This is a genomic window from Polaromonas sp. P1_F9, assembly GCF_056405615.1.
In genome coordinates this window covers 685,189-702,254 of the sequence record NZ_JBFUBT010000004.1, presented here as the reverse complement: position 1 = coordinate 702,254, position 17,066 = coordinate 685,189, and the positions used below count along the sequence as shown (strand labels likewise).

The following is a 17,066-nucleotide window of genomic DNA, read 5'->3' as shown; positions in this document are numbered from 1 at the left end:
TGAGCCTTTGCAAGCCTGGCGTCAGTCTGCGGTGTTGAAAGCTAGCAACTAGGGCTGCTTTCCAAGGATTTCTCCGTAATGAATAAGCGGCGATTATGGCATTTCACACATGGTTTATCCACCGCCAGGGCTACATAAAAAACTCGATGAGTTCGCTCTTTCGCGCGTAAGCATCCTGTTCACCCAGTGCCATCAGCGCCTTGACAAACCCCGGCTCGAAAAGCAGATAGCTGGCCAGTGCGGCGCCTCCCGGGCTGCCTTTGGCGCCCAGCGCACCCAGGCCGGCCAGCGCGTTGTAGGTCCCCCGCGGTAATTCGCCGGCGTGGGCTTGCGCCAGCGCGTCGAGCGACTGTGACGGTGCAATCGCCAACACGTCGACGGGCCGGTAGGGCATGACAGCCGCGATTTCGCGCGGCATCTGCCGCACGGTTTTGCTCACGCGCTGGGCCTGCTCCACATCGGCCTGCAGCGTGTCCTGAAACACACTGGCCATGGCATGGCCGGCAATGGCGCCCAGTGTGGGCCGGCCGCTCACGTTCGGCCCGTTGCTGCCGACGAAACCGGCGCGCTCGGGTTGCCCCACGCCGATCACCAGCACCTTGCTGGCCCCAAGGTGCAGGGCGGGTGAGAGCGGGGAGCTCTGGCGCATGGAACCATCGCCAAAGAACTCGCGGTGGCCGTCCACCCAGAGCGGCGTGGAGGGAAACAGGAAGGGAATGGCGCTGGACGCCATCAGGTGTTCGATGGTGACTGGCTGGAACTCTGCACGCCGCCCTGGCCGGCTCCAGAGATCGGCGTGGCGGCCGGCGGCCATCTGGCAAAACGTCCAGTGCACGCCGCTGCTGTAGCTGGAGGCCGTGATGGCCAGCGCGTGAAGGGTTTTATCCTGCAGCGCCTGCTCGATGTGGCCCAGCGAAACGGCATGGTGCAAGGTGTCAACCAGCGGCGTGTTGTCCAGCAGGGATTGTTGCGCCCGCACCTGCTGCGACAAAAACAGCGCCGCCGCAATCCGGCTTGAGCGAATCCACGAGGGAACCTTGAGCTGGTAAACCTGCGATGAGCGCAATGTGGTCCAGAAATTGGCCAGCCGGCCGAATGCCTGCAAGCCTTCACCCGCATGGCTTGCCAGGAAGGCCGCGTTCAACGCACCGGCCGAGGTGCCCACCAGGATTTTGAACGGGAATTTCGGGTCAGCCGCACCGCCCTGCACGCTGAGCATGGTTGACAGGGCGTGAAGCACTCCCGCCTGGTAGGCCGTGCGTGCACCGCCGCCCATGAGGACAAGGGCATTTTGTGCCTCGTCAGGGCGGGTTAACGCAGAAGAAATGATGGTCTCAAGCGACATGGCCGGGCCAGGTATGCGGCGGACGTGGTGAAAGCAGGGGGAGGCATGAGCTTGATCGGCAGGTGTTATGGTTTTTTCGCCATGGTGCGCTGTTTCAGTCTTTGCCATTGCCTTGTTGATGGGCCGGCCGGCTGCGGGCAATTGTGTCAGCATGATGCCGCCGCGAAAGACTTCCTGCAAGTCCGCTGGCTTGGCCGCTACACCGCTTGTCTTCGTAAAAAACCAGAAGAATCAAGGACCTTCAGGCGCTGCCGGGGCGGCATGCCGGCGCGCTGCGCATGCAGTGAAATGGGGTCAAGGGGTTTTTCATAAGGTTTCATTATTTATTGCGGCGCAAGGTTGCAATTGCGGGGCATCGGGCGCATAGTAAATCCAAGAGAGTGTCCCCGTCCGCTGCCTCGCCTTCATGGGCCCGGCAGTGTTTTCAACCCAGCTCCAACCTTGGAAAAAGGAGTCTCTTTATGAACTTGACGATCAGCGGCCACCATCTTGAAGTTACCCCCGCGCTACGCGGTTATGTGACAAGCAAGCTGGATCGGATTACCCGGCATTTTGACCAGGTAGTAGACGTAAAAGTCCTGTTGACAGTGGACAACATGAAAGAAAAGGAAAGACGCCAGCGGGCCGAATGCAATGTGCATGTCAAGGGCCGCGACCTGTTTGCCGAGAGTTCCCACGCTGATCTTTACGCCGCAGTTGATGAATTGACAGACAAGCTGGACCGTCAGGTTGGGCGTTACAAAACCAGAACCCAGGATCACCACCACGTTGCTGCCAAGCGCCAGGCCTGAAGGTTTTTTCGGGCTGACCCTTTTCAGGGGGCGCAGCCTCTCCTCGAAGGGCCGCATCTCATCAATGGCGTGCAGGCGGAAGAACCTGCCTTGCACGTGTTCTGCCGCGGCGAATCTGCAGGGCATCTGCAGGTGCGCCAAACCAGACGCCGAAGCCGCTTGTGGCGCCAAGCGGCTTTTTAATGCCTTTTTTGCGGTCAACCCGCTGCAAAGTGCATAATTCGGCGACTAAAAGATTGTTATGAACCGTCTTTCGCAAATTTTGCCCCCCTCCCAGGTTCTGGTCAGCGTTGAAGCAACCAGCAAGAAGCGTGCTTTCGAGGAAGCCGGTCTGCTGTTTGAAAACCAACATGGCCTGAACCGCGCATTGATCACGGACAGCCTGTTCGCCCGCGAACGCCTGGGCTCCACCGGGCTTGGCCATGGCGTGGCGATTCCGCACGGCCGGATCAAGGGCCTCAAGGCCCCCATGGCTGCCGTTTTCCTGTTGCAGGCGCCCATTGGCTTCGATGCGCCGGACGAACAGGCCGTGGCACTGCTGATTTTTCTGCTGGTTCCCGAAGCAGCCACTCAAAAGCACCTCGAAATTCTTTCGGAAATTGCCGAATTGCTCAGTGACAGCTCTCTGCGCGAGCAACTCAAGACCAGCACCGATGCCGCTGCGCTGCATAACCTGATCGCTTCCTGGCATTCCGTCCACGCAGTCAGCTCTTAGACCCTTGCGGTCTTTCCCACATCACAGGATGGCATGAAGCCCACCGTTGTCAGCGCTGACGTTTTATTTGAAGACCACCGCGCCGCCCTGAAATGGGAATGGGTCGCCGGACTCGGGGCCTCCGAGCGGCGTTTTGACGAAGTCGCCGTGCGGGCTGCACGCTCCGGTGCTGACCTGGTCGGCTACCTCAACTACATTCATCCCTACCGCGTGCAGATCCTGGGCGAACGCGAGGTCGCTTACCTCACGAATGCCAGCCCCGAAGACTGCGCCCGGCGCATTTCCCGCATCATCACGCTGGAACCGCCAGTGCTGATCGTCGCCGACGGCCAGACCGCGCCGGACACGCTGCTGTCGATGTGCGAACGCGCCCAGTTGCCGATGTTCGCCACGCCCGAATCGGCGGCTTTCGTGATTGACGTGTTGAGGGCCTACCTGTCCAAGCATTTTGCCGACCGTACTTCCATGCATGGCGTGTTCATGGACATCCTGGGCCTGGGCGTCATGATCACCGGTGAATCCGGCCTGGGCAAAAGCGAACTGGGGCTGGAACTGATTTCGCGCGGACACGGCCTGGTGGCCGATGATGCGGTAGACCTCTACCGGATCAACCAGACCACGATTGAAGGACGCTGCCCGGAACTGCTGCAGAACCTGCTGGAAGTACGCGGTATCGGCCTGCTCGACATCAAGGCCATTTTTGGCGAGACGGCGGTGCGCCGCAAGATGCGCCTGAAAATGATCGTGCACCTGGTGCGCCGCGAAACGCTGGAGCGCGATTACGAACGCATCCCGTATGAGCCGCTGACGCAGGACGTGCTGGGCATCCCGGTGCGCAAGGTCATCATCCAGGTGGAAGCCGGCCGCAATATCGCCGTGCTGGTCGAGGCCGCCGTGCGCAATGCGATCCTGCAGTTGCGCGGCATCAATACCTACCAGGATTTCGTGGAGCGGCACCGCCGCGCCATGGAACAAGACGACTAGAAGGTGCGAATAAACCTACTGCGCAACCCGATCTTGCACCTGCGGTCCTCGCCGTACGCAAGTACGGCTCCGGTCCTCGATGCAACCTCGGGCTGCTCGCTACGGTTTCTTCACACCTTCTGCGCCGTAGTTTTACTTGCTATTGAATCAATAGCTGCTTGTGCTTGTATATAAAGGGCGGCAGGCCATTTTTGCTAAAAATTAAGCGTGATGGTGTCGTACAGGCGCGCCGTTGCGGTTGGGGCACTTGTCCTTGGTGCAGTTGGCGTAGATCGACAGCGAATGGTCGGCAATGGTGAAGCCCTTGGCTTTGGCGACGGCATTCTGGCGTTTTTCTATCTCGGCGTCGTAAAACTCCTCGACCTTGCCGCAATCGAGGCAGACCAGGTGGTCATGGTGCTGGCCTTCGTTGATCTCATAGACCGCTTTGCCTGATTCGAAATTGCTGCGGTTCAGCAGTCCGGCCTGCTCGAACTGGGTCAGCACCCGGTAGACCGTGGCCAGGCCGATGTCCGAGCGGTCTTCCAGTAGCACCCGGAACACATCTTCGGCTGTCATGTGGCGCTGTTTGCCCGCCTGGAAGATCTCCAGGATTTTCAGGCGTGGCAAGGTCGCCTTGAGGCCGGTGTTTTTCAGTTCGTCGATGTTGCTCATGGGAAAACTCTCTGGGTGAAACCGCTGTGTAAAGCGGTGGTGCGACCCTTCTGGGCAGGTGCCGGCCGGGGGCCCCCAGCCGCTACAATGAACGATCATATCGCTACACCCCCTCACTATGTCAGCCATGCCTGCAAATCATCGTTACAGCGCCAAAACCGCTTTCCTGCTCCTGGCCTGCACGGTGCTGGCGTCCTGCAGCAGCCTGAGCAACATGAGCAGCAGTTCGATCAACCCGGTCAACTGGGTCACGCCCTACAAGGTGGACGTCATTCAGGGCAATTTTGTCTCCAGGGAGCAAGTTGAGCTGCTTCGCCCCGGCATGACGCGTGAACAGGTCAAGGCCATCATGGGAACGCCCCTGATGGCCAGCCTGTTTCATGGCGACCGCTGGGACTACGTCTTTACGCTGAAGCGCCAGGGCGTGGAACCCCAGTCTTACAAATACACCGTGTTTTTCAAGGGCGACCAGCTGGAGCGCTTTGAAGGCGACGCCATGCCGAGCGAAACTGAATTCATTGCCAAACTGGGCAACCGACGCAAACTGGGCGATGTGCCCGTGCTGGAAGCCACCGAAGAGCAGCTCACCAAGGCTTCCACAAAGGTCAAAGCCAATCCGGCCGCCACTTCGGCGCCCACCAGTGCGCCGGCGGGCTCTCCGTCTGCTTCCTATCCGCCGCTCGAAGGCCCGAAACAGTGAGCGGAGCCGGCTCAATCCAGGCGACCCAGGCCAGACGGCACCGGGTCGCGGTAGCGGGCGCCAGCGGCCGCATGGGCCAGATGCTGATTGAGGCCGTCGGCGCCAGTGCCGATTGCCAGCTGACAGGTGCGCTCGATGTGGCTTCCAGTCCCGCCATCGGCAGCGATGCCGCTGCGTTTTCGGGACGCATGAGCGGCGTCCTGATCAATGCCGATCTTCGGCAGGGCCTGAAAGATTCCGGCGTGCTGATTGATTTCACGCGTCCCGAAGGCACGCTGGCCCATCTGGCGGCTTGCCGCGAGCTGGGCGTCAAGCTGGTGATCGGCACTACCGGATTTTCCGACGCGCAGAAGGCCGAAATAGCCGCGGCGGCCAAAGACATCGCCATTGTCATGGCTCCGAACATGAGCGTAGGCGTCAACGTCACGTTCAAGCTGCTCGAGATGGCGGCTCAGGCCCTGTCTACCGGCTACGACATCGAAATCATCGAGGCGCACCATCGCCACAAGGTAGATGCGCCGTCCGGCACCGCACTCAAGATGGGTGAAGTGATTGCCGGTGCGCTGGGGCGCGATCTGAAAGACTGCGCCGTCTATGCCCGCGAAGGCGTGACGGGCGAGCGCGACCCATCAACCATTGGCTTTGCTGCAGTGCGCGGCGGCGACGTGGTGGGTGACCACACCGTGATGTTTTTGGGCACCGGCGAGCGCATCGAAATTTCCCACAAGTCATCCAGCAGAGCCAACTATGCCCAGGGCAGCCTGCGCGCCGCCCGCTTTCTCGATTCGCACGCCACCGGCCTCTTTGACATGTTTGACGTGCTGGGCCTGAAAAAATGACTGCGGTGCCGGCCACGGCAGTTTCGGAGGCTTTAACCTGATGGACTTCTTCAGCCTGATGACCCAGGGCGGCATCGTCAGCCAGCTGGTGGCGGCCTTGCTGTTGGCCATGTCAGTCGCGAGTTGGGTCGTGATCCTGTGGAAGGCCTGGCTGCTTCAGCGTGCTGCCAAAGACGTGGCACGCAGCACCGCTGCTTTCTGGCAGTCAACCTCTGTAGAACAAGCCCGGGAGAAAGTCGCCGCCTTCGACCGCGAGGCGCTGGTGTTGCCTCTCATTGCTGCCACGGACATCCAGGCCGGCGGTACGCTGGCGTCGGCGGGCGACAAGTCCCCGCAACTCACCCGCGTGTTGCGCGACGCCCTTCATGACATCCTGGACAAGCTGCAGTTCGGCCAGGTGCTGCTGGCTACCGTCGGTTCTACCGCACCCTTTGTGGGGCTGCTGGGTACGGTCTGGGGCATCTACCACGCACTTGTCGGCATCGCTTCAGCCGGCCAGATCACCATTGACAAAGTCTCCGGCCCCGTCGGCGAAGCGCTCATCATGACGGCGGCAGGCCTCGCGGTGGCGATTCCAGCCGTGCTGGCGTACAACATTTTCGGCCGTCGCGTCGGCCGTATCGAGGCCGACCTCGAAGGCTTTGCCCGCGATCTGCGCGAACTGTTTTTATCAACAGCGTCATCGAAATGAAAAGCACATTTTTTCGATGGGCCGCCCCTGAAAAAAATAGCTCCAAAATTTGGGGAAATGGGCAGCGTACCGCCGTAGGCACACGAAGTGAAAAGTGTGGGGGCTCATGAGTTTCGGTCGCCTCGAACGCACCCCGGGCCCGCAGCCCATGAGTGACATCAACGTCACGCCGCTGGTCGACGTGATGCTGGTGCTGGTGGTCATTTTCATCATCACAGCTCCGCTGCTGGCCAGCACCATCCGGCTCGATTTGCCGAAAACCGAAGCGGCCAAGCCGGCAGATGTACCGAAATTCGTCACCCTGGTGGTCGACAGGGCCGGCCAGGCTTTCCTGAATGACAAGCCCCTGGGCCTGGGTGAACTTGCCCGCCGGTTGGCGGAAACTGCCAGCCAGAATCCCGACACCGAAGTGCAGTTGCGCGCGGACGAAGCCGTGCCTTACGGGAAAGTCGTGGAAGTCATGGGCGTGGCGCAAAAAGCCGGGCTCAACCGCATCGGCTTTGTGGCAGATCCTGCTCCGTCCGCAGCTGCCAGTCCTGCGGCGGCCCGGTAACCTGCGCAGAGCCGCCCAGCATCTAAAATCGGGGATCGCCGTTTGGCCGCGTGGCCCCGTATGGCGGGGCCCAGCGCCTTTTACGGCTTCCATTTTGTTATCCCGTTTCGCCTTCCCGGTTCTCCATGCAAGACAAATACAACCACCTCGACGTTGAGCGCGACGCTCAAGCCCACTGGACCGCAGCCGACGCCTATCGCGTGACGGAAGACGCCAGCCGCAAGAAGTACTACGCCTGCTCCATGCTGCCCTACCCCAGCGGCAAGCTGCACATGGGCCACGTGCGCAACTACACCATCAACGACATGCTCACGCGCCACCTGCGTATGAAGGGCTACAACGTCTTGATGCCCATGGGCTGGGACGCCTTCGGACTGCCAGCCGAAAACGCCGCCATGAAAAATGGCGTGCCGCCGGCGAAGTGGACCTACGACAACATCGCCTACATGAAAAAGCAGATGCAGGCGATGGGGCTGGCCATCGACTGGAGCCGCGAAGTCGCCACCTGCGATGCAAGCTACTACAAGTGGAACCAGTGGCTCTTTTTGAAGATGCTCGAAAAAGGCATTGCCTACCGCAAGACCCAGGTCGTGAACTGGGACCCGGTCGACCAGACCGTGCTGGCCAACGAGCAGGTGATCGACGGCAAGGGCTGGCGCACCGGCGCCGTGGTGGAAAAGCGCGAGATCCCCGGCTACTACCTCAAGATCACCCAGTACGCCGATGAGCTGCTCGACAGCGTCAGCCACAAGCTGCCCGGCTGGCCCGAGCGCGTCAAGCTGATGCAGGAAAACTGGATCGGCAAGAGCGAAGGCGTGCGCTTTGCGTTCACGCACGACATCCAGGATGCGTCCGGCAAGCTGATCGGCGATGGGAAGATGTATGTCTTCACCACGCGCGCCGACACCATCATGGGCGTGACCTTCTGCGCCGTGGCGCCTGAGCATCCGCTGGCGCTGCATGCCGCCGCTACCAACGCCAAAATCGCCGCCTTCATTGAAGAATGCAAGGCCGGCGGCACGACCGAAGCCGAGCTCGCCACGCAAGAGAAAAAAGGCGTGCCCACGGGCCTTTTCGTCACGCATCCGCTGACCGGCGACAAGGTCGAAGTGTGGGTCGGCAACTACGTGCTCATGAGCTACGGCGACGGCGCCGTGATGGGCGTGCCTGCGCATGACGAGCGTGACTTCGAGTTCGCAAAAAAATACAAGTTGCCCATCAAGCAGGTGGTCGATGTCAAAGGCCTCGCCTACAGCCTGGACGCGTGGGCCGACTGGTACGGCGACAAGCAGCAGGGCGTGACCATTCATTCCGGCAAGTACAACGGCCTGGGCTTCAAGGCAGCGGTAGACGCCGTGGCTGCCGACCTGGCCGCCAAAGGCCTGGGCGAAAAGAAAACCACCTGGCGTCTGCGCGACTGGGGCGTGAGTCGCCAGCGCTATTGGGGCACGCCGATTCCCATCATCCACTGTGAAGAGCACGGCGCCGTGCCTGTGCCTGAAAAAGACCTGCCCGTGGTGCTGCCGCAAGACTGCGTACCGGACGGTTCGGGCAACCCGCTCCACAAACACGCGGGCTTTCACGCCGGCGTGGTCTGCCCCGTCTGTGGCAAGCCTGGCCGCCGTGAAACCGATACCATGGACACCTTTGTCGACTCGTCCTGGTACTTCATGCGCTACTGCGACCCGAAGAACGGCGACAAGATGGTGGCAGAAGGCGCCAACTACTGGATGCCGATGGACCAGTACATCGGCGGTATCGAGCACGCCATTCTGCATTTGCTTTACGCCCGCTTCTGGACCAAGGTGATGCGTGACCTGGGCCTGGTGAAGGTCGACGAGCCTTTCACCAAGCTGCTCACACAGGGCATGGTGCTCAACGAGGCTTTCTCGCGCGTGACCACCGGCAAGCAGTATTTCTGGGCGCACGAACTCGACATCGTGCGGGACGAGCACGCCAAGGTGATCTCCGCTACTTCCAAGGCCGACGGCCTGCCGGTGCCTTACGAGGGCTGGACCACGATGTCCAAGTCCAAGAACAACGGCGTCGACCCGCAGGACCTGATCGAAAAGTACGGTGCCGATACCGCGCGGCTCTACACCATGTTCACTGCGCCGCCCGACACCACGCTGGAGTGGAATGATGCTGCGCTCGAAGGCTCCTACCGCTTCCTGCGCCGCGTCTGGAATTTCGGTGTAAAACTTCATGCTATGAATTCAGGAGCTGGTGGCGCACAGACATCGGGCGCAGCAGCCTCTTTTGACAAGAAAACCAAGGCGCTGCGCCTGGAAATTCACACGGTGCTCAAGCAGATCGACTACGACTATCAGCGCATGCAGTACAACACGGTGGTGTCTGGCAACATGAAATTGCTGAACGCCATGGAAGACTTCAAGGGCGCGGCCTCTGCCGGTTCGGACGCGGCCTTGCGCGAAGGTTTCAGCATCCTGTTGCGTTGCCTCTACCCGGCCACGCCGCATCTGGCGCATGCGCTCTGGTCGCAGCTCGGCTACGCGGCGCAGCAAGGCGAGCTGCTCGACGCGCCCTGGCCCGAAGTGGACGACAGCGCTCTTCAGCAGGACGAAATCGAGCTGGTGTTGCAGATCAACGGCAAGCTGCGCGGCTCCGTCACCGTTCCCGCCGGTGCCGACAAGGCCACTATTGAGGCAGCCGCGCTGGCGTCGGAGGCCTTCACCAAACAGGCTGCGGGTGCGCCCGCCAAGAAGGTGATCGTGGTGCCTGGCCGGCTGGTCAACATCGTCATTTAGGTCATTGAGACCGCTTCAAACACACAGAAAGCAAGCCATGCAGCGTCGCGCATTCCTCACACTGTCGGCCTCTGCCGCCACACTGACCTTGAGCGGCTGCGGCTTCGCATTGCGCAAGGCGCCCACCTTTGCCTTCACTACGCTTTATTCGGGCTTGGCCGAGACTTCGCCGCTGGGGGTGGAGCTCAGGCGTTCACTGCAGGCGACGCGCAAAGTGGAGGTGATCACCGAGGCCCGCAGGATCAATGAGGCGCAAGTCATCCTCGATGCACTGGGCGATCAGCGCGAAAAAGTTATCCTGAGCCGCAATGCTTCGGGCCAGGTGCGCGAGTTTCAGTTGCGCCTGCGCTTTCGCTTCAAGCTGCGTACCCTGGCGGGTAAGGAACTCATCCCCGACACTGAAATCATGCAGCAGCGCGACATCAGCTTCAATGAGTCCGCGGTATTGGCAAAGGAGGCCGAAGAAGCCCTGCTATACCGCGATATGCAAAGCGATGTCGTCCAGCAGATCATGCGCCGCCTGGCGGCGGTGACGGAACTCTGAAACCCTTAACTCGTCAAGCCCGCATCAAGGTGCTTTTGCCGAACAGGCTTTCGATCAGATCTACCGCCACTTCGGCCGTGCCGTTGCGCACGTCCAGCGCCGGGTTGAGCTCCATCACGTCGAGCGAGCCGAGCAGGCCGGTGTCGGCAATCATCTCCATGCAGAGCTGCGCCTCCCGGTAGGTGGGGCCGCCCTTGATGGCTGTGTCCACGCCCGGCGCGATGGAGGGGTCGAGAAAGTCGACGTCAAAGCTCACATGCAGGTGGGTGTTGGCGTCCATGCCGGCCAGTGCTTTTTCCATGGTGTGTCGCATGCCCATCTCGTCGATGTAGCGCATGTCGAACACCTCCAGGCCCTCTTGCCGCACAAAGCGCTTTTCGCCCTCGTCCACGCTGCGGATGCCGATTTGCCGTATCGCTTTGGGGCTCATCGCTGGCACCGTGCCGCCGATGCTGGTGAGCTCGGCCGGGCCGTGGCCACACAGCACAGCCACGGGCATGCCGTGCACATTGCCGGTGGGCGTGAGGGTGTTGGTGTTGAAGTCGGTGTGGGCGTCCAGCCAGAGCACGCGCAGCGTTTTGCCGGTGTTACGGCAGTGGCGCGCCACGGCGCTGATCGAGCCAATCCCAAGGCAGTGGTCGCCGCCCAGAAGAATAGGCAGGTGGCCGGCTGCCAGGCTCTGGTACATCGCCTCATGCACCGACTTGTTCCAGGCGACCACCTCGTCCAGATGCCGGTAGCCCTCGTCGGGCGGCAGCCAGGGGTTGGTGGGGCCGGCGAGATTGCCGGTGTCGACCACCTCCAGCCCCCGGCCGTGTAGCGCTTCGCGGATGCCCGCCACGCGCAAGGCTTCAGGGCCCATGGACGCGCCGCGGCTGCCCGCGCCGATGTCGGTGGGCGCGCCAATCAGTGCTACGGAAGTGGTCATCAACGGGCCATTTCAGGAATAGAGGAATTACGCGGCGCCTTGGCGGCCGGCGCTGCAGCCGGGACGAGCAGGCCAAACAGGTCTTTGGGATTGTCCAGGTGCGGCACCAGGTCAATCTGGCGGCGATTTGCTTCGTCTGCCAGTTGCAGCTTGTGCAGATGGCGCAGCGCCGAATAGTCTTCCAGCGCGAAACCGACCGAATCAAAAATCGTGACCTCTGCGGGCGATGCACGCCCTTTGGCCGTGCCCTTGAGCACGTCGGCAAATTCCGCCACCTTGAAGTCTTCCGGCATTTGCTGGATCTCGCCTTCGATGCGCGACTGCGGCTCGAACTCAACCACCACGCGCGCGTCCTCGCGCAGCAGGATGTCGGCATGCAGCTCGGTCTTGCCGGGGCAGTCGCCGCCCACGGCATTCAGGTGCATGCCGGGTTGGATCATCCCGGGCGTCAGGATGACGGCGTTGCGTTTGTCGGCGGTGATGGTGGTCACGATGTCGGCTCCTTGCACGGCGTGGTCCGCAGACTGGCAAATCGTCACGCTGAGACCCTGCAGCCCCATCGCATGCAGGTTACGGGCCAGTTTATCGCTGGCTGCCGCGTCAATGTCAAACAGGCGCATCTCGCGGATGCCCAGCATGTGGTGAAAGGCGATCGCCTGGAATTCGCTTTGTGCGCCGTTGCCGATGATCGCCATGACGCGGCTGTCAGGGCGGGCCATCCACTTGGCGGCCAGCGCCGACATGGCCGCCGTGCGCAGCGCGGTGGTGATGGTGAGCTCTGACAGCAGCAAGGGATAGCCGGTGTCCACATCGGCCAGCACGCCGAAGGCAGTTACCGTCAGCAAACCCAGCTCGGTGTTTTTCGGGTGGCCGTTGACGTACTTGAACGAGTACTGGTGCCCATCGCTGGTGGGCATGAGTTCGATCACGCCGTCGGGTGAATGGATGGCGTGGCGCGCCGATTTGTCAAAGTCGTTCCAGCGCCGGTAGTCGTGCTCTATTTCGCCGGCCAGGCCTTCGATAAAGGCGGCGGCGCCGCGCTGGCGGACGATTTTCTGAATGCTTTCAATGCCAATGTAGTCAACCATGATGGGGCTCCCGGTCTTTATGTTGAATTCCATTGTCCGCAGCCGCTGCGCTAAAGAAAAGTCAGTAAGTTGATCAAATTCATGCATTGCTTGAGCAAATAGCCAATTTTAATTGGCGATTTGGCAATAAAATTGCCGGATGGACGACACCGACCGCCAATTGCTTTCCCTGTTGCGAGACGACGCCCGGGCCTCGGTGGCCTCCATCGCCAAGGTATTGCGCGTCTCACGCGGCACGGTGCAAAACCGGCTCGCCAAGCTGGAGGCCGATGGCACCATCACTGGCTACACCGTACGCCTCAAACCCCAGGCCGAGGGCCACCGCATACGCGCCTTCATGACGGTGGCGGTGGAAGGCAACCGCACCGACGCGGTGCTGGCCGCCTTGCGCGGCGACCCGGCCGTGAGCGCGCTGCACACCACCAACGGCCGCTGGGACATGGTGGCCGAGCTGCAGGCCGACAGCCTGGAAGCCTTTGACCGCGTGCTCAGCCGCATCCGCCTGCTCGAAGGCATTGCCAACACCGAGACCAGCCTGCTGCTGTCGACCACCAAGCTTTAAACTCCCCTTATGAATCTGGCTCCCGCCCAATTCCAGGAACACCTCAAGCGCGGCTTGAAAAGCCTGTACACCCTGCATGGCGATGAGCCTCTGCTGGTGCAGGAGTTTGCCGACGCTTTGCGCGCCGCGGCGCGCGAGCAGGGCTACACCGAGCGCACGGTGCATACCGTGGCCGGCGCGCATTTCGACTGGAGCGAGGTGCTGGCCAGCGGCGGCTCGCTGAGCCTTTTCGCCGACAAGCAGATCGTCGAAATCCGCATCCCCAGCGGCAAGCCTGGAAAAGACGGCTCCGTCGCGTTGCAGCAAATCGCCGAACGCGCACAGGGCGACGACTCCACCCTCACTCTGGTCATGCTGCCGCGGCTGGACAGCATGACGGCCAAGGGTGCGTGGTTCGGCGCGCTCGAAAGCTTCGGCGTCACCGTCAAATTCGACCCGATAGACCGGCGCGGCCTGCCGCAGTGGATAGCCCAGCGCCTGCAGCAGCAGGGCCAGCGCGTGGCTGCCGACGAAGAAGGCCAGCGCACGCTGCAGTTTTTTGCCGACCGGGTGGAGGGCAACCTGCTGGCCGCGCACCAGGAAATCCAGAAGCTGGGGCTGTTGTACCCGGCACAGCCCGACAGCGTCCTGAGTTTTGACCAGGTCGAAAACGCCGTGCTCAACGTGGCGCGCTACGACGTGTTCAAGCTTTCTGAAGCCGTGCTGGGCGGCCAGTCGGTGCGTGTGGCGCGCATGCTCGACGGCCTGCAGTCCGAGGGCGAGTCTGAAGTACTGGTGCACTGGGCGCTGGCCGAAGACATCCGCAGCATGAAGCGCGTGAAAGACGCTATTCAAGCAGGGCGCCCCATGCCCATGGCGCTGCGCGAAAACCGCGTCTGGGGCATCAAGGAAAAACTGTTTGAGCGCGTGCTGCCGCAAATTGGTGACACCACTTTGTCCAATCTATTGCACGCCGCACACAAGGTTGACGGCATTGTCAAAGGCCTGAAGCAGCCCGACTGGCCGGCTGATGGCTGGCAGGCGCTGCATCGGTTGGCCAGTATGGTCTGCGCTGAGTGCGCGGCGCCGTCGCCCGCGTCCCGCAGGTCGCGTGCCATGGTGGACGGCTCAAGAGCCTAGCAGCAGCTCCCAGGGGCATGGGTGGCGCGCCACTCTGATCGGGGTTACGCTCCTGACATGCAACAGACGGCGTCCCTGTCCAAAAAACTCATTCGCATAGGTGCCAGTCTTCTGATCGTCGCGTTGGCGTCCATAGGGTTGACCCTGTGGGTGACCTGGCAACTTGAAGGAGGTGCCGCGGCGGTCAACGAGGCCGGGCGTATGCGCATGCAAACCTGGCGGCTGGCCAGCGCGGCGCAGGCGGGGGTGGAGCATGCCGAGCGGCAGAGCCTGGTGACCCGGTTTGACGAGAGTCTGGCGTTGTTGCGCGAGGGCGATCCGTCCCGGCCGCTGTTTGTGCCGTGGGACGACCAGGTGCACCAGCGTTTTGCCGATGTCGAGTCCTTGTGGTTTGCTCAGCGGCCGCTATGGCTGGCCGAGCCGGCCCCGCAGGCGCAGATCCTGCTGAAGGCCGGCGGCGAGTTTGTTGAAGCCAGCGACCGCCTGGTGCTGGCGATCGAACAACACCTGTCCCGCCTGACAGCCATCTTGAACCTGTTCCAGCTCCTGATGATGGCATTGGCTATCGGCGGGGCGGTCATCATGCTTTACACCGGCTACATGTATGTGATCAATCCCTTGGGACAGCTCCGGCAGGGTTTGCACAAGCTGGAGTCAGGGGATTTCAGGACGCGCATCGAAGTCGACACCGTGGATGAATTTGGCCAGGTGGCCGCCGGTTTTAACCATATGGCTGCCACCTTGCAATCGCTTTATGAAGGACTGGAAGCCAAGGTCGAGACCAAAACACGGCGTATTGAGGCACAGCGCGTTCGACTGGAGGCACTCTACAAGGTCAGCGCTTTCCTGGCCCAGGCGGGTAGCATTGACGAACTGGCGCGCGGCTTTGCCCAGCGCGTGCGCGCCGTGATGAAGGCTGATGCCGCCGCGGTCCGCTGGTCCGACGATGCCAACCAGCGCTATCTGATGCTGGCCTCCGACTGTTTTCCGCAGGACCTCGTGGAAGAAGAGCGCAGCCTGCTGGCCGGGGCCTGCGCCTGTGGCAACCTGCGGCCGGACGCGCGCACACGGGTGATCCCGATTCTCAGCCACGATGAAGCACCGGTGCGCCATTGCGCCAAGGTGGGGTACGAAAATGTGGTCAGTGTGCCGATACGGTTGCAGCAACGCCTGCTCGGCGAATTCAACCTGTTCTTTCGCTCGCCTGTTTTGCTGAGCGCCGATGAAATCGAATTGCTGGACGCGCTGGCCAGCCACCTGGCCAGCTCCCTGGAGGGATTGCGCGCCGACGCCCTGGACCGGGAGGCAGCGGTCGCGGAGGAGCGCGCCCTGCTGGCGCGCAACCTGCACGACTCGATTGCCCAGTCATTGGCATTTCTCAAGATCCAGGTGCAGTTGCTGCGGGCCGCCGTACAGAAGGGCCAGACTTCGCAGATGCAGGGCGCTCTTGATGAACTGGACATTGGGTTGCGCGAAAGCATCGGCGATGTCCGCGAACTGCTGGTGCATTTCCGCACGCGCACCAACACTGATGATATTGAGCAGGCGCTGCAGGAAACACTGCAGAAATTCCAGAGCCAGACGGGGCTGTCCGGGCAATTGCAGGTCCATGGCCAAGGGCTGCCGCTGCCATCCGATGTGCAGGTTCAAGTGCTGCATGTGGTGCAGGAGGCGCTGTCGAATGTGCGCAAGCATGCCGGTGCCGCGCAAGTCGAGCTGGAAGTAGTCAAAGGCGCACGTTGGCGTTTCGTGGTGAGGGACAACGGTGCCGGCTTCGACACCCAAAAGCACCCGGGGGAGTCACATGTCGGTCTCAACATCATGCGGGAACGTGCCGGGCGTATTGGCGCTGAAGTGAATGTTGTCTCCGCCGCGGGGCAAGGAACTACGGTCACGCTGACATTGCCGCCTCATCCCGAGGTCGGGGGCGGCGTGGCGGCGCAGTCCGCGGGGCCGGCACCAACTGCAGCACTTCACACGGCAGCTCAGGGAGCCCTCAATGAAATCCGTTGAATTGCTGGTGGTGGATGACCACACACTGTTTCGCCGAGGGCTGGTGGCGCTGCTGCTGCAGGACGGCCGTTTCGACGTGGCGGGCGAGGCCGGCGATATCGGCGAGGCATTGCGCTGCGTAGCACGCAGCAAACCTGATCTGATCCTGCTTGACAATCACCTGCCGGGGGTTCTGGGTGTGGATGGCATCGCGGCGCTCAAGCATGCGGCACCCGGCACTCGCATCCTGATGCTGACGGTCAGCGAAAACGAAGGAGATCTGGCCACAGCGCTGCAAGCCGGAGCCGATGGCTACCTGCTGAAAACCGTGGAGCTGGACCATTTGTCGGAGTCCATCATCAAGGTCCTTGAGGGCGAATCGGTCGTGAGCCCGGAAATGATGACCAAGCTGGTGGCGGTCTTCCGGTCCAGACCTGCTTTGCCCGCGACCAGCGAGGCCGTCCCCTTGGAAGCGAACCCCAACGAAAGCGGGCCTGCGACGGGGCCGGACGATTCGACCCTTGCGCTGCTGTCGGCGCGCGAGCGGGAGGTGCTCGCATTGATTGCGAACGGCGACAGCAACAAGGTGATCGCCCGCAAGCTTGATATCGCAGAGACAACCGTGAAGATTCACGTCCAGCACATCCTGCGCAAGCTGCAGCTCAGCTCGCGCGTGCAAGCGGCAGTTTACGCGGCAAGCCGCGACCTGACTTGACAAAAATCAAGGCTGACGCAGTTTGAGCCGGCAGTAGTTCTTCAGAACGAGGCGACGGGCTTCGTCACCGCTTTTTTC

Annotated in this window: 17 protein-coding genes; 13 read left to right on the top strand and 4 right to left on the bottom strand. The window is 61.8% G+C overall.

The window, feature by feature from the left end; all coding sequences use genetic code 11:
* Positions 1-130: 130 nt before the first annotated feature.
* Complete coding sequence (locus AC1DYR_RS14705; protein ID WP_477705728.1) at positions 131-1,345, bottom strand: patatin-like phospholipase family protein; 1,215 nt, start codon at positions 1,343-1,345, stop codon at positions 131-133.
* A gap of 461 nt (positions 1,346-1,806) precedes the next feature.
* Here AC1DYR_RS14705 and hpf point away from each other — a divergent pair, with 461 nt between their 5' ends.
* From hpf to hprK, 3 genes are all read left to right on the top strand, one after another.
* Entirely contained in the window at positions 1,807-2,136 is a 330-nt protein-coding gene (hpf, locus tag AC1DYR_RS14700) for a ribosome hibernation-promoting factor, HPF/YfiA family (protein WP_007872838.1), read from the top strand.
* A 241-nt stretch (positions 2,137-2,377) separates the two neighbouring features.
* Positions 2,378-2,851, top strand: coding sequence for a PTS sugar transporter subunit IIA (locus tag AC1DYR_RS14695; RefSeq protein WP_477705727.1), 474 nt, complete (start codon positions 2,378-2,380; stop codon positions 2,849-2,851).
* Between the two features lie 33 nt (positions 2,852-2,884).
* Positions 2,885-3,835 carry an HPr(Ser) kinase/phosphatase gene (hprK, locus tag AC1DYR_RS14690; RefSeq protein WP_457281495.1) on the top strand — a complete coding sequence of 317 codons (951 nt, stop codon included), beginning with the start codon at positions 2,885-2,887 and terminating at the stop codon, positions 3,833-3,835.
* 201 nt (positions 3,836-4,036) lie between these two features.
* Here the strand turns inward: hprK and fur are convergent, their stop codons facing one another.
* On the bottom strand, positions 4,037-4,489 hold the full coding sequence (fur, locus tag AC1DYR_RS14685; RefSeq protein WP_457281494.1) for a ferric iron uptake transcriptional regulator: 453 nt from the start codon (positions 4,487-4,489) through the stop codon (positions 4,037-4,039).
* Positions 4,490-4,616: 127 nt separating this feature from the next.
* On the opposite strand from fur, the gene AC1DYR_RS14680 reads away from it, so the two are divergent.
* The 6 genes from AC1DYR_RS14680 to AC1DYR_RS14655 all read left to right on the top strand — a co-directional run bounded on the left by AC1DYR_RS14680 (position 4,617) and on the right by AC1DYR_RS14655 (position 10,584).
* Positions 4,617-5,189 carry an outer membrane protein assembly factor BamE gene (locus tag AC1DYR_RS14680; protein WP_477705726.1) on the top strand — a complete coding sequence of 191 codons (573 nt, stop codon included), beginning with the start codon at positions 4,617-4,619 and terminating at the stop codon, positions 5,187-5,189.
* Complete coding sequence (gene dapB, locus AC1DYR_RS14675) at positions 5,186-6,028, top strand: 4-hydroxy-tetrahydrodipicolinate reductase (RefSeq protein WP_477705725.1); 843 nt, start codon at positions 5,186-5,188, stop codon at positions 6,026-6,028. The genes AC1DYR_RS14680 and dapB overlap by 4 nt, the downstream gene beginning before the upstream one ends.
* Positions 6,029-6,068: 40 nt before the next feature.
* Entirely contained in the window at positions 6,069-6,719 is a 651-nt protein-coding gene (locus AC1DYR_RS14670) for a MotA/TolQ/ExbB proton channel family protein (RefSeq protein ID WP_477705724.1), read from the top strand.
* A 106-nt stretch (positions 6,720-6,825) separates the two neighbouring features.
* Complete coding sequence (locus tag AC1DYR_RS14665) at positions 6,826-7,272, top strand: ExbD/TolR family protein (RefSeq protein ID WP_477705723.1); 447 nt, start codon at positions 6,826-6,828, stop codon at positions 7,270-7,272.
* Positions 7,273-7,397: 125 nt separating this feature from the next.
* Positions 7,398-10,040, top strand: coding sequence for a leucine--tRNA ligase (gene leuS, locus AC1DYR_RS14660; RefSeq protein WP_477705722.1), 2,643 nt, complete (start codon positions 7,398-7,400; stop codon positions 10,038-10,040).
* Between the two features lie 37 nt (positions 10,041-10,077).
* Complete coding sequence (locus AC1DYR_RS14655) at positions 10,078-10,584, top strand: LPS-assembly lipoprotein LptE (RefSeq protein WP_477705721.1); 507 nt, start codon at positions 10,078-10,080, stop codon at positions 10,582-10,584.
* A 13-nt stretch (positions 10,585-10,597) separates the two neighbouring features.
* Here the strand turns inward: AC1DYR_RS14655 and rocF are convergent, their stop codons facing one another.
* Together rocF and AC1DYR_RS14645 are read right to left on the bottom strand one after the other, a co-directional pair.
* The gene (gene rocF, locus AC1DYR_RS14650) at positions 10,598-11,512 is read right to left on the bottom strand and encodes an arginase (protein ID WP_477705720.1); all 915 of its coding nucleotides are present in this window, start codon (positions 11,510-11,512) and stop codon (positions 10,598-10,600) included.
* A complete protein-coding gene (locus AC1DYR_RS14645) occupies positions 11,512-12,600 on the bottom strand; it encodes an ornithine cyclodeaminase (RefSeq protein WP_477705719.1) in 1,089 nt (362 codons plus the stop codon). The genes rocF and AC1DYR_RS14645 overlap by 1 nt, the downstream gene beginning before the upstream one ends.
* Before the next feature lie 139 nt (positions 12,601-12,739).
* On the opposite strand from AC1DYR_RS14645, the gene AC1DYR_RS14640 reads away from it, so the two are divergent.
* From AC1DYR_RS14640 to AC1DYR_RS14625, 4 genes are read left to right on the top strand one after another with little or no spacing between them, the layout of a single operon-like run.
* Positions 12,740-13,162 carry an Lrp/AsnC family transcriptional regulator gene (locus tag AC1DYR_RS14640; protein WP_431098733.1) on the top strand — a complete coding sequence of 141 codons (423 nt, stop codon included), beginning with the start codon at positions 12,740-12,742 and terminating at the stop codon, positions 13,160-13,162.
* A gap of 9 nt (positions 13,163-13,171) precedes the next feature.
* A complete protein-coding gene (gene holA, locus AC1DYR_RS14635; protein WP_477705718.1) occupies positions 13,172-14,281 on the top strand; it encodes a DNA polymerase III subunit delta in 1,110 nt (369 codons plus the stop codon).
* A gap of 57 nt (positions 14,282-14,338) precedes the next feature.
* Positions 14,339-16,294, top strand: a complete 1,956-nt coding sequence (locus AC1DYR_RS14630; protein ID WP_477705717.1) for a type IV pili methyl-accepting chemotaxis transducer N-terminal domain-containing protein — start codon at positions 14,339-14,341, stop codon at positions 16,292-16,294.
* Positions 16,281-16,988 (top strand): response regulator, encoded by a 708-nt coding sequence (locus AC1DYR_RS14625; RefSeq protein WP_477705716.1) that lies wholly within the window; start codon positions 16,281-16,283, stop codon positions 16,986-16,988. The genes AC1DYR_RS14630 and AC1DYR_RS14625 overlap by 14 nt, the downstream gene beginning before the upstream one ends.
* Positions 16,989-17,066 lie beyond the last annotated feature (78 nt).

What these genes read in the sequence shown, in the direction of transcription:
- AC1DYR_RS14705 (WP_477705728.1), bottom strand. Translation starts at nt 1,345, where the DNA reads ATGTCGCTTGAGACCATCATTTCTTCTGCGTTAACCCGCCCTGACGAG.
- hpf (WP_007872838.1), top strand. Translation starts at nt 1,807, where the DNA reads ATGAACTTGACGATCAGCGGCCACCATCTTGAAGTTACCCCCGCGCTA.
- AC1DYR_RS14695 (WP_477705727.1), top strand. Translation starts at nt 2,378, where the DNA reads ATGAACCGTCTTTCGCAAATTTTGCCCCCCTCCCAGGTTCTGGTCAGC.
- hprK (WP_457281495.1), top strand. Translation starts at nt 2,885, where the DNA reads ATGAAGCCCACCGTTGTCAGCGCTGACGTTTTATTTGAAGACCACCGC.
- fur (WP_457281494.1), bottom strand. Translation starts at nt 4,489, where the DNA reads ATGAGCAACATCGACGAACTGAAAAACACCGGCCTCAAGGCGACCTTG.
- AC1DYR_RS14680 (WP_477705726.1), top strand. Translation starts at nt 4,617, where the DNA reads ATGCCTGCAAATCATCGTTACAGCGCCAAAACCGCTTTCCTGCTCCTG.
- AC1DYR_RS14670 (WP_477705724.1), top strand. Translation starts at nt 6,069, where the DNA reads ATGGACTTCTTCAGCCTGATGACCCAGGGCGGCATCGTCAGCCAGCTG.
- AC1DYR_RS14665 (WP_477705723.1), top strand. Translation starts at nt 6,826, where the DNA reads ATGAGTTTCGGTCGCCTCGAACGCACCCCGGGCCCGCAGCCCATGAGT.
- leuS (WP_477705722.1), top strand. Translation starts at nt 7,398, where the DNA reads ATGCAAGACAAATACAACCACCTCGACGTTGAGCGCGACGCTCAAGCC.
- AC1DYR_RS14655 (WP_477705721.1), top strand. Translation starts at nt 10,078, where the DNA reads ATGCAGCGTCGCGCATTCCTCACACTGTCGGCCTCTGCCGCCACACTG.
- rocF (WP_477705720.1), bottom strand. Translation starts at nt 11,512, where the DNA reads ATGACCACTTCCGTAGCACTGATTGGCGCGCCCACCGACATCGGCGCG.
- AC1DYR_RS14645 (WP_477705719.1), bottom strand. Translation starts at nt 12,600, where the DNA reads ATGGTTGACTACATTGGCATTGAAAGCATTCAGAAAATCGTCCGCCAG.
- AC1DYR_RS14640 (WP_431098733.1), top strand. Translation starts at nt 12,740, where the DNA reads ATGGACGACACCGACCGCCAATTGCTTTCCCTGTTGCGAGACGACGCC.
- holA (WP_477705718.1), top strand. Translation starts at nt 13,172, where the DNA reads ATGAATCTGGCTCCCGCCCAATTCCAGGAACACCTCAAGCGCGGCTTG.
- AC1DYR_RS14630 (WP_477705717.1), top strand. Translation starts at nt 14,339, where the DNA reads ATGCAACAGACGGCGTCCCTGTCCAAAAAACTCATTCGCATAGGTGCC.
- AC1DYR_RS14625 (WP_477705716.1), top strand. Translation starts at nt 16,281, where the DNA reads ATGAAATCCGTTGAATTGCTGGTGGTGGATGACCACACACTGTTTCGC.